General features: G+C 43.2%; 13 protein-coding genes. 2 read left to right on the top strand and 11 right to left on the bottom strand.

Going from position 1 to position 17,774, the window contains the following annotated elements:
• Positions 1–9 precede the first annotated feature (9 nt).
• Positions 10–1,359 carry a metalloprotease PmbA gene (gene pmbA, locus N482_RS06060; RefSeq protein WP_063376205.1) on the bottom strand — a complete coding sequence of 450 codons (1,350 nt, stop codon included), beginning with the start codon at positions 1,357–1,359 and terminating at the stop codon, positions 10–12.
• A gap of 152 nt (positions 1,360–1,511) precedes the next feature.
• On the opposite strand from pmbA, the gene yjgA reads away from it, so the two are divergent.
• Complete coding sequence (yjgA, locus tag N482_RS06055) at positions 1,512–2,036, top strand: ribosome biogenesis factor YjgA (RefSeq protein WP_063376204.1); 525 nt, start codon at positions 1,512–1,514, stop codon at positions 2,034–2,036.
• 32 nt (positions 2,037–2,068) lie between these two features.
• Here yjgA and tldD read toward each other — a convergent pair whose 3' ends face one another.
• The 9 genes from tldD to N482_RS06010 form a co-directional block, all read right to left on the bottom strand.
• A complete protein-coding gene (tldD, locus tag N482_RS06050) occupies positions 2,069–3,508 on the bottom strand; it encodes a metalloprotease TldD (protein WP_063376203.1) in 1,440 nt (479 codons plus the stop codon).
• Entirely contained in the window at positions 3,505–4,332 is an 828-nt protein-coding gene (locus N482_RS06045; RefSeq protein ID WP_063376202.1) for a carbon-nitrogen hydrolase family protein, read from the bottom strand. The genes tldD and N482_RS06045 overlap by 4 nt, the downstream gene beginning before the upstream one ends.
• 68 nt (positions 4,333–4,400) lie before the next feature.
• Entirely contained in the window at positions 4,401–8,399 is a 3,999-nt protein-coding gene (locus N482_RS06040; protein ID WP_063376201.1) for a YhdP family protein, read from the bottom strand.
• A gap of 6 nt (positions 8,400–8,405) precedes the next feature.
• Positions 8,406–9,878: a ribonuclease G gene (gene rng / locus N482_RS06035; protein WP_063376200.1), complete on the bottom strand. Its 1,473-nt coding sequence runs from the start codon at positions 9,876–9,878 to the stop codon at positions 8,406–8,408.
• Position 9,879: 1 nt separating this feature from the next.
• Positions 9,880–10,449 (bottom strand): Maf family protein, encoded by a 570-nt coding sequence (locus N482_RS06030; RefSeq protein WP_063376199.1) that lies wholly within the window; start codon positions 10,447–10,449, stop codon positions 9,880–9,882.
• The gene (mreD, locus tag N482_RS06025; RefSeq protein ID WP_063376198.1) at positions 10,449–10,925 is read right to left on the bottom strand and encodes a rod shape-determining protein MreD; all 477 of its coding nucleotides are present in this window, start codon (positions 10,923–10,925) and stop codon (positions 10,449–10,451) included. The genes N482_RS06030 and mreD overlap by 1 nt, the downstream gene beginning before the upstream one ends.
• Positions 10,915–11,757 carry a rod shape-determining protein MreC gene (gene mreC / locus N482_RS06020; protein ID WP_063376197.1) on the bottom strand — a complete coding sequence of 281 codons (843 nt, stop codon included), beginning with the start codon at positions 11,755–11,757 and terminating at the stop codon, positions 10,915–10,917. Before mreC ends, mreD begins: the two co-directional genes overlap by 11 nt.
• Positions 11,757–12,800: a rod shape-determining protein gene (locus N482_RS06015; RefSeq protein WP_010376642.1), complete on the bottom strand. Its 1,044-nt coding sequence runs from the start codon at positions 12,798–12,800 to the stop codon at positions 11,757–11,759. The genes mreC and N482_RS06015 overlap by 1 nt, the downstream gene beginning before the upstream one ends.
• Positions 12,801–12,924: 124 nt before the next feature.
• Positions 12,925–14,937, bottom strand: coding sequence for an SUMF1/EgtB/PvdO family nonheme iron enzyme (locus N482_RS06010; RefSeq protein ID WP_063376196.1), 2,013 nt, complete (start codon positions 14,935–14,937; stop codon positions 12,925–12,927).
• A 211-nt stretch (positions 14,938–15,148) separates the two neighbouring features.
• On the opposite strand from N482_RS06010, the gene N482_RS06005 reads away from it, so the two are divergent.
• Entirely contained in the window at positions 15,149–16,051 is a 903-nt protein-coding gene (locus tag N482_RS06005; protein WP_063376195.1) for a 1-aminocyclopropane-1-carboxylate deaminase/D-cysteine desulfhydrase, read from the top strand.
• Here N482_RS06005 and N482_RS06000 read toward each other — a convergent pair.
• Positions 16,043–17,689 (bottom strand): EAL domain-containing protein, encoded by a 1,647-nt coding sequence (locus N482_RS06000; protein WP_063376194.1) that lies wholly within the window; start codon positions 17,687–17,689, stop codon positions 16,043–16,045. The genes N482_RS06005 and N482_RS06000 overlap by 9 nt on opposite strands.
• Between the last annotated feature and the right edge of the window lie 85 nt (positions 17,690–17,774).

Here is a 17,774-nt window from a genome sequence, read left to right as displayed (position 1 = left end):
CCTTTAATATTATTCACCCGCTATCTGCATGCTCTCTACAAGCACAGATCCCGTTTGCACAGCACCACGAAGCTCGACATCCGCTCCAATAGCTTGAATGCTTTGAAACATATCTTTCAAATTTCCAGCAATAGTAATTTCACTCACCGGATATTGAATTTCACCGTTTTCAACCCAAAAGCCCGCGGCGCCACGAGAGTAATCCCCAGTGACTGTGTTGACACCCTGTCCCATTAATTCAGTTACCAGTAACCCTGTGCCCATTTCATTTAAAACAGCTTTCAAATCATCATGTGTGTGCTGTACCAGCCAATTATGGATCCCGCCAGCATGCCCAGTGGACTGCATTCCTAATTTTCTCGCTGCATAGCTCGCCAATAAATAGGTTTGAAGCTCGCCGCCAACAATGATATCTCTATCCTGCGTATACACCCCTTCACCATCAAATGGGCTCGAAGCCAAGCCTTGAAACAAATGGGGCTGCTCTTGAATATTTACGCAGGAATTAAATACTTGTGTACCCAATGAATCTAGAAGGAAACTGGATTTGCGATATAAAGCCCCTCCACCGATCGCAGAAACTAGGTGAGCAAACAAACTGTTAGCAATATCTGCACGAAAGACAACAGGTACCTTCATCGTGGAAAGTTTTTGGCTGTTTAATTTTGCTAATGTCGATTCTGCAGCTTCAACGCCAATCGCTTTAGCACTTTTCAACTGAGAATGCTCACGAGTAATGCTAAATGCGGAGTCTCGTTGCATCATCTCGCCTTCTTGGCCAATTACCATGGTACTCACGGTATGTCGAGTGCGTGGATATCCGGCAATAAAGCCATGGCTATTACCATACACGCGCAAACCTTGATGTGAGGCAACACTTGCGCCATCAGAGTTTACAATTCGCGAGTCAAATTCAAGCGCTGCCTTCTCTGCTTCAACACACTGCTCAATGGCATGTTGCGGACTAAGATCCCAAGGATGGTAAAGGTCAAGATCAGGTATATCTTTGGCCATCAGCGCTTTATCAGCCAGTCCATTACAGGCATCATCTGCTGTGTACTTTGCAATTTCGATGGCTTTAGTAACAACCGAACGCAATGCTTGCTCGCTCAGATCAGCCGTCGATGCAGAACCTTTATGATTACCTACATAGACACTAATGCCTAAACTACCGTCCTGATTGAATTCTATTGTATCTACTTCGCCCATACGCGTACTAACTGACAGCCCTGAGGTGCGACTCATCGCAGCTTCAGCTGAGGTCGCGCCGAGCTGTTTTGCAAAGCTGAGTACTTCAGAGACTGCGCCCTTTACTTCGTCCATTTGCTGATAGATAGATTCAACTTGGTTGTCATTCATGCTGCTTTTCCAAATGCTTGTAAACATTACAATCCTAACACATGAGGCACAATTTCGCTGGATTAGATATCAGTTCATAGCACGCAAAAGCGATATTTTTTTCAGCTTCTTGGTATAATCAATATAATTGTAATATTCAGTGTCGAAAAGTTATGGCAAAAAAATCAGAAAATCATATTGAAGATGAAGAAATTATCTACGTCTCCAAAAGCGAATTAAAACGTGATGCTCAACAATATCAACAACTTGGTATAGACATCGCTGAGCTCGGAAAAAAGCAAAGAGAAAAATTACCACTTAGCCATGAATTGGTTGAAGCGATGGCACTGGCAGATAAAATTCGTGGTAAACACGATGCTTATCGCCGCCATATGAACTATATCGCCAAGGTACTCCGTACGACAGATAACGTTGAAGATTTGCAACGAGCACTTGATACGTTGCTTAATAAAAACAACCAAGCTGAAGTTTTACTCAACCAAATCGAACGTATTCGAGAAGAGCTGCTGTCTCAAGGTGACAGTAAAATTAATGAACTATTAGAATTGCACTCAAGCATGGAACGACAAAAGTTGCGTCAGTTGGTTCGTCAAGCGAATAAAGAAGTTAAGGCTGAGAAACCAGCCAGAGGCTATAAAGAGCTGTTTCAGTACTTAAAAGAAGCTATCTTAGACTAAATAGCAATGGAGGGGCACGCCCCTCCCATTATTTAAGCGGTACCGCCAACGGTCAGCAAATCAATTTTTAAACTTGGCTGCCCAACGCCAACCGGCACACTTTGACCCTCTTTACCACACACACCGACACCTCTATCCAACTCAAGGTCATTACCAACCATGGAGATCTGATGCATTACCTCCGGTCCATTGCCGATTAATGTCGCGCCCTTGATTGGCTTGGTCACTTTACCGTTTTCAATCAAATATGCTTCAGAAGCAGAAAAAACAAACTTGCCAGATGTAATATCAACTTGGCCACCTGCAAAGCTATTTGCAAAGATGCCATTTTTCACAGTGCTAATAATCTCTTCTTGTGTACTTTCACCAGCAAGCATATAAGTATTTGTCATTCTCGGCATTGGCAAATGTGCAAAAGACTCTCTGCGCGCATTGCCTGTCAATTGAGTACCCATTAGACGTGCATTAGTCTTATCTTGCATGTACCCTTTTAAAATGCCGTTCTCAATTAATACATTGTAACCAGCGGGTGTGCCTTCATCATCAATATTCAATGAGCCTCGACGATTTTCTAATGTCCCATCATCAACAACCGTACATAGCTCCGACGCAACTTTTTCGCCGACTCTTCCACTGAACGCAGAGGCACCTTTGCGATTAAAGTCGCCCTCTAATCCGTGGCCTACTGCTTCGTGCAGTAGCACGCCTGGCCAACCAGCACCTAATACAATCGGCATAGTGCCCGCTGGCGCATCAATAGCCCCAAGGTTCACCCTCGCTAACCTTACAGCTTCTTGAACATAAGTCATCCATCTTGGCTTTCCATCAACCAGTTCTTTAAAATAACCATAATCTAATCTAGCACCACCACCCGCACTGCCGCGCTCTCTACGCCCATTTTTCTCTAATATAACCGAGCAATTCAAACGTACTAATGGCCTTATGTCAGTTGCAAAAGTACCGTCACTGGCCGCAATCAAAACTTCTTCATATACAGCCGCAATAGAGCAAACGACTTGCTGAGCATCTGGCGCGATATCTCGAATCGCCGAATCCGCCTCTCGAAGCAAGGAGATTTTATCTTCATCACGCATGCTCAAAAGGGGTTGGACGGCTGCAAATTGCAACGGGGTTTTACGCTCGGTAAAGACTTGAACAGTTCCAGACTCACCTCCAGATGCTATTGAACGAGCAGCCTCTGCTGCTTGATTGATGGCTTCTAGATTGATGGCATCAGAGTAACTAAAACCCGTTTGTTCACCACTCACAGCTCGCACGCCAACACCACGCTCGATGTTGTAACTGCCTTCTTTAATCTGCCCATCTTCAAGCACCCACGTTTCATGATAGCTGGACTGAAAATACAGATCTGAGTAATCAACCTGATGTTGATGTATGTAGTTAAGCGTTTGCTCTAGCTGCTCTCTTGTTAATTGACTGTCAGTCAACAAGTTCTTTTCAACTTGATTCATATATAATTGCTCTTAAATCGGTTATGCATTGCGACTGGCATAGCAGCTCTAATTTTATCAATTTCACTTAAATCGATACGTCGCTGTATTGGTTGTAAAGATAGTTCACTATCTTCTAAAACTTCACCCCATGGCGAAATTATGACGCTGTGGCCATATGTTTCTCGACCATTTTCATGTTTACCTACCTGTGCCGCAGCAATGACAAAACACTGGTTCTCAATTGCTCGGGCTTGCAACAACGGTAACCAATGTGCTTCCCCAGTAACGGTTGTGAAAGCGCTTGGAACCAGCAGTATATCTGCACCTTGTTGTCTCAGCACCTGATATAAACCAGGAAATCGAACGTCATAGCATACACTTAAGCCTAGCCTACCAAACGGACTATCTACAACTTGAATATTGCCCCCAGGTTGAGTGAACTCAGATTCTCTATAGTGTTTGGCTGAATCAGCCACATCGGCGTCAAATAAGTGTATTTTGTTATATGTAGCAACGAGCGCTCCTTGAGCGTCAAACAAGCAACTTGCCGCCGAGTAACGCTCTTCTGCGGCATAAATCGGCATCGTTCCTGCCGCCATCCAAACTCGCTTGCATTTACATAAAGTTGCGAGCTTTTCCAGCCACTTATTTGATTGCTTTGAAACATCTAGAGACTCTTTTCCATCTCGACCAAAGGCCAACCATGCTTCTGGTAAACAAATAAGCGTTGGCTCATCAATTACTAGCTGCTCCAATTGCGCCAATAAATATGCAAAGTTGTCTTCAGGCAAGCGCTTAGAACACATAGGTATAACAACAATATTAATTTCGCTGCGCATCATTTTATTCCATATATCACTTACTTCATTCACATCAGACATCGCAGTTAAAAGTCATATAAATTAGTATCTTACCCGCGCCACCCATGGTTTATTTTATCTGCGTCACCTGTATGCTCACTCTTTTGGCTTCCCAAAGACTCCTTCTTCACGGGTACTTTGACATCGTTTAGACTTTCGGGCTTACGTTGGGCATTATCGCCGTCTTGTTGCTGTATTTTTCCTGTCTCATTTTGCTCTTGCGATTCAGAGTTTTCAGGCTTTTGTGGCGTGTCTACTGGCGGCTTACTTGCCCCAGGGATTGTTACTTCGCGACTCTTGCGATCTACCTCGGTAACAATCGGTTCTTTCATCGTCCCGGTGACCTTAAAGTTAATCTCTGATATGACTCGCGCTGAGTGAATAACTTTATCAATCGCTAATGCAGCTAGCCCAGTTACAGGGTTAACCATCCACCCCACTATCACAGGCAGGCTTGAAGTCACTTGAGGCGCAATCGCTAAGTCATAGTTGATTTCTTGTGTTTTTAAGTTGGCATAACCTGAAATACTCAAATCAGCCGGCACACCGTCCATTTTTGTGTCGTTGGTGTAGGCAATGCCATTCTCTAATTGTAGGCTGCCTTCCATTTGGTTATAAAAAAAGCCTTTGGCAAAAACATCTCTAAAATCTAACTTTAATTTACGAACCAGAGAGTCCAAGCTCAACAATGAGAAAACACGCGCACCTTGATCGCTGATATCTGTCAGATGTCCCTCACCAAGGCGCCATTGAATCTCGCCACCCAAACTTGGCCACTGAAAATCGTATGGCGCAGACTGCCACTGTAAGTCAAAATCTATATTCGCTTGTGAATCTTTTACAGTTGATGTGATTTCAAACTCTTCCATTAAATCACCAAAGTCAGCGCTACTTAAATTACCCATAATTTGCGACCCCCCCCCTTGCCAGCTACCTTTAGCACTTAATGTATGCGCGCCTTTATCTATGTTCAAAGCTGTAATGTTAAGACGCTCACCATCACCGAACATCGACAAGTTAACCCTATCAAGTTGATACTGGTTTAAGCGACAGTCATCACAGCCAAACTCAATCTCGGGTATATTAGCAAGCCATTGCTGCTCAGAAAGTGTAGGGCTGGCATCTTGAGCATGCTCCTTACTTTCCTTGTGTGAGTTTAATCGCAAATAATCTGCTTGAACTTGTATTGGGTCATTACGTTCTTGATTTGGTATTAGCACTTGTGCCCTGAGCTCTTTACCCGTCAAACGCATTTTCAAAGCTTGCTCTTGTGGCGTCATGCGCATTTCGAAGTCATTGAAAAGCAAACCGCCGACCTTCAATTGACCGATGTTGGCACGTATCTCATTTAGTTCAGGCAATAACTCTGGCTCATCGCTGTTAGGTTGCGAGCTTTTTTCTATAATACGGTCTATAAAATCAAACCAAGGTTCAAGCGCAAGTTCAGTGTGTTCTATCGTGACGACAAAGCCCGAATTATCCAACCCACGATTTTGTTCGCTTACGACTAAATGCGCCTTATCCAATAAACCATTTTGGTTGTTTAAGATCCCATTGAAATATAGATTATTGTCGTAATTTGCAGTGATAAGGTTCGAGATGTCGTCCCCCCTTACTTCTCCCGACAATATACGCGGTAATGTATATGCTTTCTCATAGGGGGTAGGCAAATTTATCGCGACACCATTTAAATCAGTTTGAAAACTGGCTAGGTAGTTAAACCCTGTTTCTTCAAAGTTTAATGTGACGTTTGTATCGAGTTGTGCTTGTCCGTCGATAAAGCCATCCATAATACCATTTCCATATGGCAACAATTTCTCGGAAGATATCAGCATTGAGGTGTCTACGTTGACTAAATAACCTTCTTTATCCCCCCCTCCTTTTACAGAAAACGATAAGGGCATATCGAGCCACGTTGCCTGGACACCTTCAAAAGTAATATCATCATCAATAAACAAAAGCGCTCCGAATACGCCCTTTAACGTCATTCCAGGCTGGCTTACATAAATGGTGTTATCTGCAAATTGCACACGTCCCCGGGCCTGCACATCTAAACTTTCTAAATCTATTTCAAGCCCAACCGACCCTGATACTGACCCCTGCCCTTGTACAACGTCTAACACATCAACCAGAGGATCTGCGATGGGGGTATGGGTGAAAAATGGCTTTAGCGAAGACGCCTCTGTGGTTTGGTTAATATCGACAGTTAAAACATCAGCCTGCTCTAAGTCAGCTAAGCGGACCGCAACATCACCTTGAATATGCTGATTTGCAAGCTGCCCAGAGTGTGTGGTGATATCCATACGCTCGTTGATAAAATGCAATGTCACATCAGCACTATGAATACTTGGCCAATCAGGCGCAAATAAAAACTCTGCATCATGAATATCGGCGAGAACCTCAAACTGACCATGAGTGCCTCTATATGGAAAATCCTTCAGTGGTCCCGATACCAATACTTGGGTACCTTTATTATTTCCAGCCAAAATACCTTTATTTAGGTACTCAACTAAATTCGAGTGCATTAACTCAAGTGGAAAATAACGCCCAGCTATCCGAGCATCCCCACCATATGCTTCCGCGTAAAGGTCTAATTCAGGCTCCTCAAATAAGCGAGTATGAAACTCTAGCGCAACGCTCAAGTCCGAATTACTCAACCACAAATTACTAGACTGAGCATGCCAATACTTATTTTCATCAGTCCAAAAATGAATGTCGCCATTGAGCTCTTCAATCGCTATTGGTTCGATAAATCGGGGACCTGTTACCAAATGCTGTCGATGTGCATTTAAACTCACTACACCACGACCTGCTAGCCAGTGAAATTCAAGACCTAGCCCCGAAAAACCAGACGCTAAGTCAGATTCTTGCCAACCTAGAGAGGCCAGTACACCCCATACGTTTAGACCATGTTGTGGATGCCAAGAAACTTTCGACTGTGTTAATTGACCTTCAATATTGCTTTTAACAAGTTGACTTGCCCAGTCGTAATGAGTTAGCGATAATGCGTCCATCACGAGTTCTAGATTAAACTGCTTGAGCCAGATCTGCGTTGTATCGTCTTGCCATTCACCTTGCAGTAATACTGGCTCGAACACCCTTTCTCCATGACTAAAATACAGCTCTGAGCTATTTAAACGCCATCCTGAGGCGTGCTTTAGTAGTCTCAATTGACCACTATCAAGGCCTAATTTATTGTCTTTATCTTCCGACAGCCACTTTAAATAGCTTGGCTCAAATTGCAGCTGAACATCGTCAATTTTACCGTTATCTAGTTTTGCCCAAAGCTGCCCGTTGATACTTGCGCTAAGAGCTTCTCGCGATTCATCAAGATGCTCATCGATAAGCTCCAGAACATTGAGCTCCCTAGCCTGTAAAAATATCTCTCCTCCAATGTCGTTTAGGGTTTTACCCTCTAAACGAACCAGCGTATCTAGGCTGCCTTGAGACAGGTTAGGTAAAACAAGTCGGCCTTCTCCATGGTGTGCTAACTCACTGTTTTGCCATACCATATCTTGGATTAATATGGAATGTCGTTTTTGTGTACTTGAAAAAAGGTGTATCTCACTATTTTGAACCGAGAAGTGGCCTGTGTCGCCAAGAAATAACCCTTCAATGAGTGCTTGTTGTTCAAATTCACCAGAGCTATTACCCAGCTCTAATTTATCTAAATAAATATTAGCTTTGAAGCCATCCAATACGAAGTAGTTGGAAACTAATTGCCATTGCCTGATAGACTGAACGACATTAACTTGTAGATTAGTGCTTTCAATTTGCACTGAGATAGGTGATGCTTGATTATCTTCGAAGCTTACATCTTTTAGCAGTAACGCTGGGCCTGTTCCCTGCCAACTAGCGCTGATTGAGCCAATGCTTAGTTCAACATTAAGCTGTTCATAGATCAGAGATTCAATACTGCTTTTATAATCATTTACGTAGGGTAACGTCAGCTTCAGTAATGATACAAGTACGGCAAGCGTCACCAGTGTCACGGCGAACACCTGCCAAACTTTTCTCACACAAAAGAAGCATATAGTTTTGGCTTGCATACTGGCCTACATCATTACTACATCAAACTGCTCTTGGCTGTACAAGTTTTCAGTTTGGATACTTACTTGTTTACCAATAAATAACTCTAATTCAGCTAAATTATGGTACTCATCATTGACGAGTGCTTCACTAACCGCCGCAGATGCATAGACCATAAACTTATCAGCATCATATGCACGATTGACTCGAACTATCTCACGTAAAATCTCATAACATACTGTTTCAACAGTCTTTAGTGAACCTCGACCTGAACAGGATGGACACACATCGCACAGAATATGCTCTAAGCTTTCTCTGGTGCGTTTACGTGTCATTTCAACAAGGCCTAACGCTGATAAACCATTAATATTGGCTTTAGCTCGGTCTTTAGCTAATGCAGCTTCTAAAGAGTGCAACACTCGTCGTTTGTGCTCATCAGACACCATGTCTATAAAGTCAATAATAATAATACCGCCAAGGTTCCTTAACCTAAGCTGGCGCGCAATAGCGGAAGTTGCTTCAACATTAGTGTTAAAAATCGTTTCTTCAAGATTTCTGTGGCCAACGAATGCGCCTGTATTAACATCTACTGTGGTCATTGCCTCTGTTTGGTCAATGATCAGATAACCTCCAGATTTCAGTTCGACCTTGCGATGTAAGGCTTTTTGAATTTCCGCCTCAACATCAAATAAATCGAAAATAGGCCTCTCACCAGGGTAATACTCTAGTGTTTCTGAAAGCTGTGGAACAAATTCTTCAGTAAATGATTTTAGCTGCTGATGGGTTAATTTAGAATCCACCCTGATGCGTTCCATATCTTCACCTACGTAATCACGCAAGGTTCGAAATGCAAGCGTTAAATCTTCGTGCAAGATACTTGCTTTACTGGTTTTACGACGCTTGTCTACTATTTTTTGCCAGAGTTTTTTGAGGAACTCCGCATCATGTTTGAGCTCGGCCTCTGCCGCACCTTCCGCCGCAGTTCTGACAATGAAACCGCCATTTTCATCATTATAGTGAGCCACAATTTTTTTGAGACGATTGCGCTCTTCTTCGGTTTCTATTCGTTGACTTACACCTACATGCGTTGCATCAGGCATAAACACTAGATAACGTGAAGGGATAGTAATATCCGTTGTTAAACGAGCGCCTTTGGTACCGATTGGATCTTTTACCACCTGCACCATAATAAACTGACCTTGCTTCACCAATTCACGGATATCTTGAACTTTTTTAACCGGTTGCTCGTCAACATCCTCTTCAATAGAGGCACTACTTACAATGTCGGAAGCATGCAAAAATGCGGCTTTTTCTAATCCTATATCCACAAAAGCAGCTTGCATTCCAGGCAGAACACGGCTCACTTTACCAAGATAAATATTGCCGACAATGCCCAAGTTTCCTACACGTTCGACCTGAACTTCTTGTAAAACCCCATTTTCAATTAAGGCTACACGACTTTCACTCGGTGTTACATTGATCAATAATTCGCTACTCATCTTAGCCCGCCATAAATGCTTGAATTAGTTCATCTGTTTCATATAAAGGTAGTCCGACTACTGCGAAATAACTACCTTTTAACTGGCTAACAAATCGACCGCCAAGGCCTTGGATCCCATATCCTCCAGCTTTATCATGCGGTTCGCCACTTTGCCAATATGCGTTTATTTCCTGCTCAGACAAAGGCTTAAATGTCACCTCTGTAATCACGGTTTTACTAAGGACTCGCTGACTGTCAGCAAGTGCGACAGCAGTCATTACCTGATGTGTACTGCCTGACAACATCGCCATCATCGCTTTAAAGTTTTCCTCATTACGAGGCTTGCCAAGTGCCACACGATTTGAAACAACAATTGTATCACTGCCAAGTACTGGTCTGTCTTGATACCCCAAGTCCACGCCGCTTTGCGCTTTTAATCGAGCCAAGCGTTCAACATAAGTGATTGGATTCTCGCCAGCGAATTGAGTTTCATCAGCGTCGACAGAAAATTGTTTAAAATCGTAGCCTAGCTGAGTAAGTAACTCTTTACGACGCGGGGAGGCAGAAGCCAAATATAATTTAACAGTCATCAACGGATCCTAAAATGCCTTCGAAATTTTCTGAGCAATAGAAAAATCCAAGGCCAACAAAACATGCCTACGAGTGCCGGCCAAAGATAGGCTGGATCAAAATAAATATCTAATAAGAAGTGGTTTAACCAAAACTGTAGCAAGTGATACAAGGCTAAAAACAATCCTATCAACATAGCCTGTTGCCAAAGAGAGAAATTGCGCAGTTTTTGAAAGTTGCTCACTGTAATATAAATACATACAGAGTAGGTCAAAGAGTTAATACCAAGTGGCGACCCCACAGCCAAGTCCATAATTAAGCCGGTGCACCAAGCCCACCCGATATTGACGCGATGTGGAATCGCGATTGACCAATACATTAATACCAATAATACCCAGTCTGGCCTAAATGGCTCTAGGGAAAAGGGCAGAGGCATCAACGCCATAATCAATGCTAAAAACACACTAAATGCAATAAGGGAAAAACTACGACTCATTAGCGTCCCCTTCTGTTCCGTCCCCTAAAATCACTAACAAACGAATTCGGTCCAATTGTGCAATAGGTTCCGCATAGACTTTCGCAAATGGCAGCCCCTCATCACGGTCTATTTCAGTAACAACCGCCACAGGGTAGCCTTCAGGAAACCGCCCTCCCAAGCCTGATGTCACCAAAATATCTCCTATTCGGATATCTAAACTGTGCGACACATGTGCCAATTGCATCAAATTTATTTTGCCAATTCCTTCAATAACCATGCTGACGTCGTTGCGTAATATGCGAACTGGCGTAGCGTGGGTGGTGTCAGTCATAAGCAGTACACGTGACGTAGTCGTACCAACCTGTGTGAGCTGGCCTACTAGGCCTAACTCATCTATGACCGCTTGCCCTTCTGCAACACCGTCAATAGTCCCTTTATTAATGACCACTTGATGACTGTAACGATTAGAGCGTACGGATAGGACCTGCGCGATTTGACGAGCATGTGATTGCCTAGAAGAGGCACCAAGCAGAGCTCTTAACTCAACATTTTCTTTTAATAGAAATTGATACTGTTGCAGTTGTTCGCTTTGCAGCAATTGCTTTGAACGCAAAGCTTCATTTTCTTGAAGTAACTGGTCGCGTGTATTTAAACTCTTGGCTCCTACATTGAAGAGCTCATATGGCACATTAGCCGCATATAAAACGGGGCTGACTAAGGTATTGAGTGTCGTTCGAACGAACGTGCCACCCGATGTGTACCGGTCTCCAATTATGAGTACAATACTAAGCACAACTGCGACGGTAAGTCGCAGTTGTAAAGATGCACTTCGGCCAAACAGTAAATTCATCAGTCGTAGCTAAATACGTCGCCGCCATGCATATCAATCATCTCAAGAGCTTTACCACCACCACGAGCAACACAAGTCAGCGGGTCATCAGCCACAACAACTGGAATGCCTGTTTCTTCCATCAATAAGCGATCTAAATCTTTAAGTAGTGCTCCACCGCCAGTCAGTACCATACCGTGTGCAGATATATCTGAAGCAAGTTCTGGTGGGGATTGTTCAAGCGCGACCATAACTGCACTCACAATTCCCATAAGCGGCTCTTGTAGTGCCTCTAAAATTTCGTGCGAGTTCAGAGTAAATGAACGCGGAACCCCTTCGGCTAAGTTTCGACCACGCACTTCGATCTCAATAGGTGTTTCACTCTTAAACGCAGAGCCAATTTCATGCTTGATATGTTCAGCAGTCGCTTCACCTATCAAACTGCCAAAGTTGCGTCTAACATAATTAATGATCGCTTCATCAAACTTGTCACCACCGATGCGTACCGAAGAAGAGTAAACAACACCATTCAATGAGATGATTGCAACTTCAGTTGTACCACCACCGATATCAACAACCATCGAACCAGTCGCCTCAGATACAGGTAATCCGGCACCAATTGCAGCAGCCATAGGCTCTTCAATTAAGTACACTTCACGCGCACCTGCGCCCATAGCAGATTCACGAATCGCACGCTTTTCAACTTGTGTAGCGCCACACGGCACACAAATAAGAACGCGAGGACTTGGACGCATGAAGTTATTATTGTGCACTTGTTTGATAAAATGCTGGAGCATTTTCTCGGTCACATAGAAATCAGCGATTACGCCATCCTTCATCGGACGAATCGCTTTTATGTTGCCAGGCGTTCTACCTAGCATCTGCTTGGCGGCTGTTCCAACAGAAGCAACACTCTTTGGTCCGCCGGCCCTTTCCTGACGAATCGCAACCACTGAAGGCTCATTAAGAACAATGCCTTCTTCTTTTACATAAATCAGGGTGTTTGCCGTGCCTAAGTCAATAGACAAGTCATTAGAAAATAATCCGCGTAGCTTTTTAAACATGAGGCTGGGTAACCTTAAAGAATTCTTTTAACAAAGCCGTGTCGATAACGCCACGGCTGAAATATTTAAGTCTACAAAATGCTAACTGCACTTTGGCTGAATACGCGCTCTTTGAGCACATAAATTATCTTTCTCGAACCAATCTAAAACCGATATAGTTGGCTCTAAAATCGGGCGCTAGAGCCAAACGAGTTGACACTCTCGCCAAGCTAGGGGCGAAGTTCCACGCGCCACCTCTTACTGTCACATCGTCTTGTGATGCACGCTTTTGCGTCCATTCCCACACATTACCTACGGTGTCATACAAACCATAATTGTTTGGTGAAAACTCACCTACCGGCGACGGGCTTTTATTTGACCAATCACTACCACACCAACCGCAATTAGCTAAGCCTCTGCCAATTTCATTACCCCAAGGGTACTCAGAACTTGTGCCAGCACGCGCTGCATATTCCCACTCAACTTCATTTGGTAAGCGGTATTGAATACCTTTTTCACCCGAAAGCCAATTTGCATAAGCTTTCGCATCTTCGTATGTCACACATACCACAGGGAAATTATCGGCTTGTTCAAATCCAGGCTTATCCCAGTTGTACTCGCTATCCCATATCGGCTCACCATTTTTGTAATGTGCACAGCCGTTGCCTTTTTCTGCTTCCGTTTGAAAGCCGGTGCTCAAAATAAACAGTCTGAACTCCGCAACTGTCACTTCTTTGCTTTGCATTGCATAAGAGTGACTCAAAACTTTCTCTACAACAGGGCGTTCATTTGCTAATCCATTTCCAGTAAGATCTCCCATTTGGAAAGTACCAGCTGGAATAATCACCACTTTATTATCAACCAAGTTTGGAGATAATTTATTCACCACTGAAACTGGTTTGCTCTGTTGCTCTCTTGTTGGTGTCGGTGCAGCAATCGACTCAGGCTTTTTTATCAGCTTTGCATTGATCGTTCGAGCTCTGCGTACATCAACTTTAGCTTTGTATGACTCATAACCTAATTTGCGAATTTCAACATCATAAGAACCAAACGGTACACTGACAACAAGCTTGGTAGAGCCGTAACTTACACCATCAATAAAAACTTCATCATCATAGACGTTTGAGCGCAGTGTCAAATCAACCTGTCTCTCTTTTGGCGTTTGTTGAATAACTTGTGACTTTATCTCAGGCTTAGGGTGTAATGCCGTAATACTTGGAACATTTCGATCCCTCTTATCAATTTCGTCCGTAAAAGTTAGCTGGCTATCACTAAACGTTGTTGGGTAGCTCGCCTGATAACCAACCGCCAACGGCGTACCATATTCGCTACAGAATCGGTTATCCAGAGACAAAAGCCCACAAAGGCGGCTATTATTCACATCCCCGCGCATTGTCACACTTAAATTGACACTGTAATTACCCTGCCCACTAAAAGCACTGCCTACCACATGGCTGCTAACAACCTGAACCTGCGCGCCTGCCATGTGCCTTTTCGGCTCAACAATGCGTTGTTCTGTTAGGTTAGCAAAGATCTGATCGATAAAACGCTTTGTTGCTTTTTGCAGACCAAGTTGCTGCCCTCGCTGCTCACACGCAGCCAACGTTTCAGTGCGTTTACAGTTAATGGTGTGCTCAACTTCTAATGTGCCTTCACGAGTAAATTCATTGCGTAAGCGCTCAACACGAGCGGTACTCAGTTGATCTCTTAAGCTGGCAATCGTATTGACTAAAGTATGTTTGCTGACGCGAATCTGCTCAATGTCTTTACGGTGCGATGCTATGGCCGCTAACTGCATCGCGATGTCTTCTTTGTTAGATTTGTGATCAGCTACTGATTGCTGGTATCTCAACTGAGCAGTTGAAATATCGATGGATGGATCGTCGATCAAACGACGATACAAATCATTCATTGCATCTAGTGCTTGGTTTTTTTCTTTATCAAGCTCACTTGAATTATTTCTTAGTAATTCCAGTTGTGCCTGTAAACGGGCTTCTTCAGCCACATGCTTTTCTAAAATCTGAGTATATCTGTCTAACTCAGCTTGTTTTTCAGAGCGCTCTGACTCGATAGCTGTCACAGTCGCAGTATCTTGTGCCCAAACACTTACAGACAATAAGGCGGCAGAGACAAAAAGAGATAAAGGAGCAATTCGCATATATTCCATTCCCAACAGCGGCAGTTGTTTTGGTCTTTGTTATTTTTGATGTTTTAATGCTTAATGCTATGTACTTACGAAGTAAAACACAAGCTTTGTACAATTAATATCTGAGTTTACAACTAATAGTCACGTCCTTACCAGTGTTCTCTGCACATTTTCATGAAATAATAACCTCAAAGCGCCTATTTACAGAGAATTCTAAAATCTGATGTTCAATTCCAATCACCTAGAGTCTCCGGTCCAACGTATTCACCACCCTTTACTGACAGCTAAGAGAATCGAATTATTGGTCAAAAGAGATGATCTTTTACACCCAACGGTACAAGGCAATAAATGGCGTAAACTGAAGCACAATTTGCTCGAACTGAAAAGGCGTAAAAACGATGCGTTACTCACATTTGGAGGCCCATTTTCTAACCATCTATATGCAACCGCCATGGTGAGTAAACTCTTCAAAATCCCTGCACATATTATCGTACGAGGACCACATCTCGATTTACAAAATCCGACATTGCGCCTCGCAAAAGCTTGCGGTGCGCACTTACATGCAGTCACAAGGTTAGAATACAGACAGAGATATGACAATAATTACCTTAAAGACTTAGAGAAACGGTTTCCAAACACGTTTATTGTGCCTGAAGGTGGCAGCAATCAATTTGCCCTACAGGGCTGTCAGGAACTCGCACAATCTCTCCCTCAAAGTGACTATGTGTGCTGTGCCGTTGGCAGTGGAGGCACGTTTGCTGGGATTTTAAATGGTATACCCAATACAACCCAGCTGCTTGGGTTTAGTGTGCTAAAAGGCGCTAAATACTTACAGACAGAAATATTAAAACTCAATCCAGAGGCTGCCTCGTACAATAACTGGCAACTGCTTCATGATTTTCATGATGGCGGCTATGGAAAGTTCAGCGAGACACTATGGAGTTTTTGTCAGATGATGACACGCACATATCACCTACCTCTTGAACCAATCTACACTGGAAAGATGATGTTTGGCTTATGGCAATTAATTGAGCAAGACTACTTTCCAACCAATAGTAAGATAATCGCCATCCATACAGGGGGGTTACAAGGGTTAGACGGCCTTCGTTATCGCAAGTTAATTTAGGCTATTCTCCAATTCAAGCAACGGTGCACTAAAATAGTAGCCCTGTGCACCATCGACACCTAAACGTTTTATGCAATTCAGCTCATCTTGCGTCTCAACCCCTACGGCATATACAGGGATATGAAGCTGTTTGGCTTGATTCACTATTTGCTTCACAACCGCTCTGCGCTTTGCACTGGACTGAATATCATGGATCAATTCAAATGCAAGTTTGATCCCCACGATATTATGCACTTTTTGCAAAGAAACAATATCTAAAGGTCCATTTACATGATCCAATACAATACTTGCTCCGAGTGGCGAGAGCGCATCAAAAAACTGTTCAAAATAACTGCGGTGCTGGTAGTAATCACAGATCATAAGCTCTAGTGTGACATCCTTTGCACGTCCCGACTCTTTAAGGATAGCTATGAGCCAATTTAAAAACTCACCGCTAGACCAATTAACCACATGTAAGTTTACGCTGACTGTAAATCCTTTTGGTTCTTTACTAAGGACTTTAAGCGCCTGCTGCACGATAGTTTGATCTAATTCAATCAAGTGTTCACTGCGGTGGATTTTGTGAATAAACTGCCCAGCTGTTATTAAGCCCAATGTTTTGTGCCGTACCCGTAACAACGCCTCACTTTGAATAACATCTTGTGTTTTAAATTCAAACAAGGGCTGAAAAAACAACACAAAGCGACCGGCTTTGATATCATCGATCACATTTGACTCTGCTTCTAATAAACTCTCTGCCAATGTTCTGTTTAAAGGCAACATATGAATGTGTTGCCACACGTGATTTTGCGCCACACTCAAAGACGAACGCGCAATTTGATATACCTGTGTTTGATCAGCTCCTTCACTGTAAAAACATGCTCCACATTTGACAGCACTTCTCGACAAATCGCCCCGAAAAGCCAACAGAGCCTGATAAACCACTTCATGTAAACGTTTAATAGTTTGGTCCACTTCCTCTTTATTTAAAGAAGATAAGGTGACCGCCAAGGCACCAGAAGACAGGTATTTCGCAGAGCAATAACGATATTTATTAAAGCATTTGGCTAATGTCACACTAAAATGGCTTTGCGGTTCGATATGCTTTGGTAGCTCGCAGCGCCATTTAAACATTGCAAACATGTTGACTTGATGACCAGTGCTAACTGGTAAAATTAATTCCTGTGCACTCGGTACTTTACTATGACGCTTAGTATGTTGACTTTTTTCACTATTCCCCTCCCTCTGCTTAGCGCGAATCACGCCACAGGCTACTCTGACCAACAGTCCTAGCAACAACAGTGCGCCATTTAACCATACTCCACTATAAACCCCTTTCAGCACTATCGCATTTGGGTACAATGTGACTTGCAGCTCACTGACTTCGAGCTTATGCTGTTTCGACATCCAAGATATGGGGAAATGGTTTGAAGACTCCAGACTAAACCCAAAGCGCTGTGCTTCTTTATGTACATCCAAGTTGTGAATTGGTTCAACATAATTTGAGAGCTGAACCGACAGGCGTTTAGCGTCTGCTGTAATCCATGAATTAGTTAAGTGTATGACACTCAAATTGCCTACCAGCGCCATGACACACCAAACCAACAAGAGTAAATACCCTCGCTTGTGCGTATCATCTAAAAGCGCAAAATGAAGCATAGTAACGTACTATCATTGGTGATTCTGTCTAAAGTTTTGTTCAATCTATTGCAAAACTCAAGGAAGGGGTGAGAAGAATCAGCAA

It is taken from the genome of Pseudoalteromonas luteoviolacea NCIMB 1942, assembly GCF_001625595.1.
GTDB classification, from domain to species: domain Bacteria; phylum Pseudomonadota; class Gammaproteobacteria; order Enterobacterales; family Alteromonadaceae; genus Pseudoalteromonas; species Pseudoalteromonas luteoviolacea_A.
This window is presented reverse-complemented; position numbering and strand designations above follow the sequence as displayed.

Bases quoted from the DNA above. Each gene is read 5' to 3' on its own strand.
- N482_RS06005 (WP_063376195.1), top strand. From the start codon at position 15,149: ATGTTCAATTCCAATCACCTAGAGTCTCCGGTCCAACGTATTCACCAC.
- yjgA (WP_063376204.1), top strand. From the start codon at position 1,512: ATGGCAAAAAAATCAGAAAATCATATTGAAGATGAAGAAATTATCTAC.
- tldD (WP_063376203.1), bottom strand. From the start codon at position 3,508: ATGAATCAAGTTGAAAAGAACTTGTTGACTGACAGTCAATTAACAAGA.
- N482_RS06015 (WP_010376642.1), bottom strand. From the start codon at position 12,800: ATGTTTAAAAAGCTACGCGGATTATTTTCTAATGACTTGTCTATTGAC.
- N482_RS06010 (WP_063376196.1), bottom strand. From the start codon at position 14,937: ATGCGAATTGCTCCTTTATCTCTTTTTGTCTCTGCCGCCTTATTGTCT.
- N482_RS06045 (WP_063376202.1), bottom strand. From the start codon at position 4,332: ATGATGCGCAGCGAAATTAATATTGTTGTTATACCTATGTGTTCTAAG.
- pmbA (WP_063376205.1), bottom strand. From the start codon at position 1,359: ATGAATGACAACCAAGTTGAATCTATCTATCAGCAAATGGACGAAGTA.
- N482_RS06040 (WP_063376201.1), bottom strand. From the start codon at position 8,399: ATGCAAGCCAAAACTATATGCTTCTTTTGTGTGAGAAAAGTTTGGCAG.
- rng (WP_063376200.1), bottom strand. From the start codon at position 9,878: ATGAGTAGCGAATTATTGATCAATGTAACACCGAGTGAAAGTCGTGTA.
- mreC (WP_063376197.1), bottom strand. From the start codon at position 11,757: ATGAATTTACTGTTTGGCCGAAGTGCATCTTTACAACTGCGACTTACC.
- N482_RS06000 (WP_063376194.1), bottom strand. From the start codon at position 17,689: ATGCTTCATTTTGCGCTTTTAGATGATACGCACAAGCGAGGGTATTTA.
- N482_RS06030 (WP_063376199.1), bottom strand. From the start codon at position 10,449: ATGACTGTTAAATTATATTTGGCTTCTGCCTCCCCGCGTCGTAAAGAG.
- mreD (WP_063376198.1), bottom strand. From the start codon at position 10,925: ATGAGTCGTAGTTTTTCCCTTATTGCATTTAGTGTGTTTTTAGCATTG.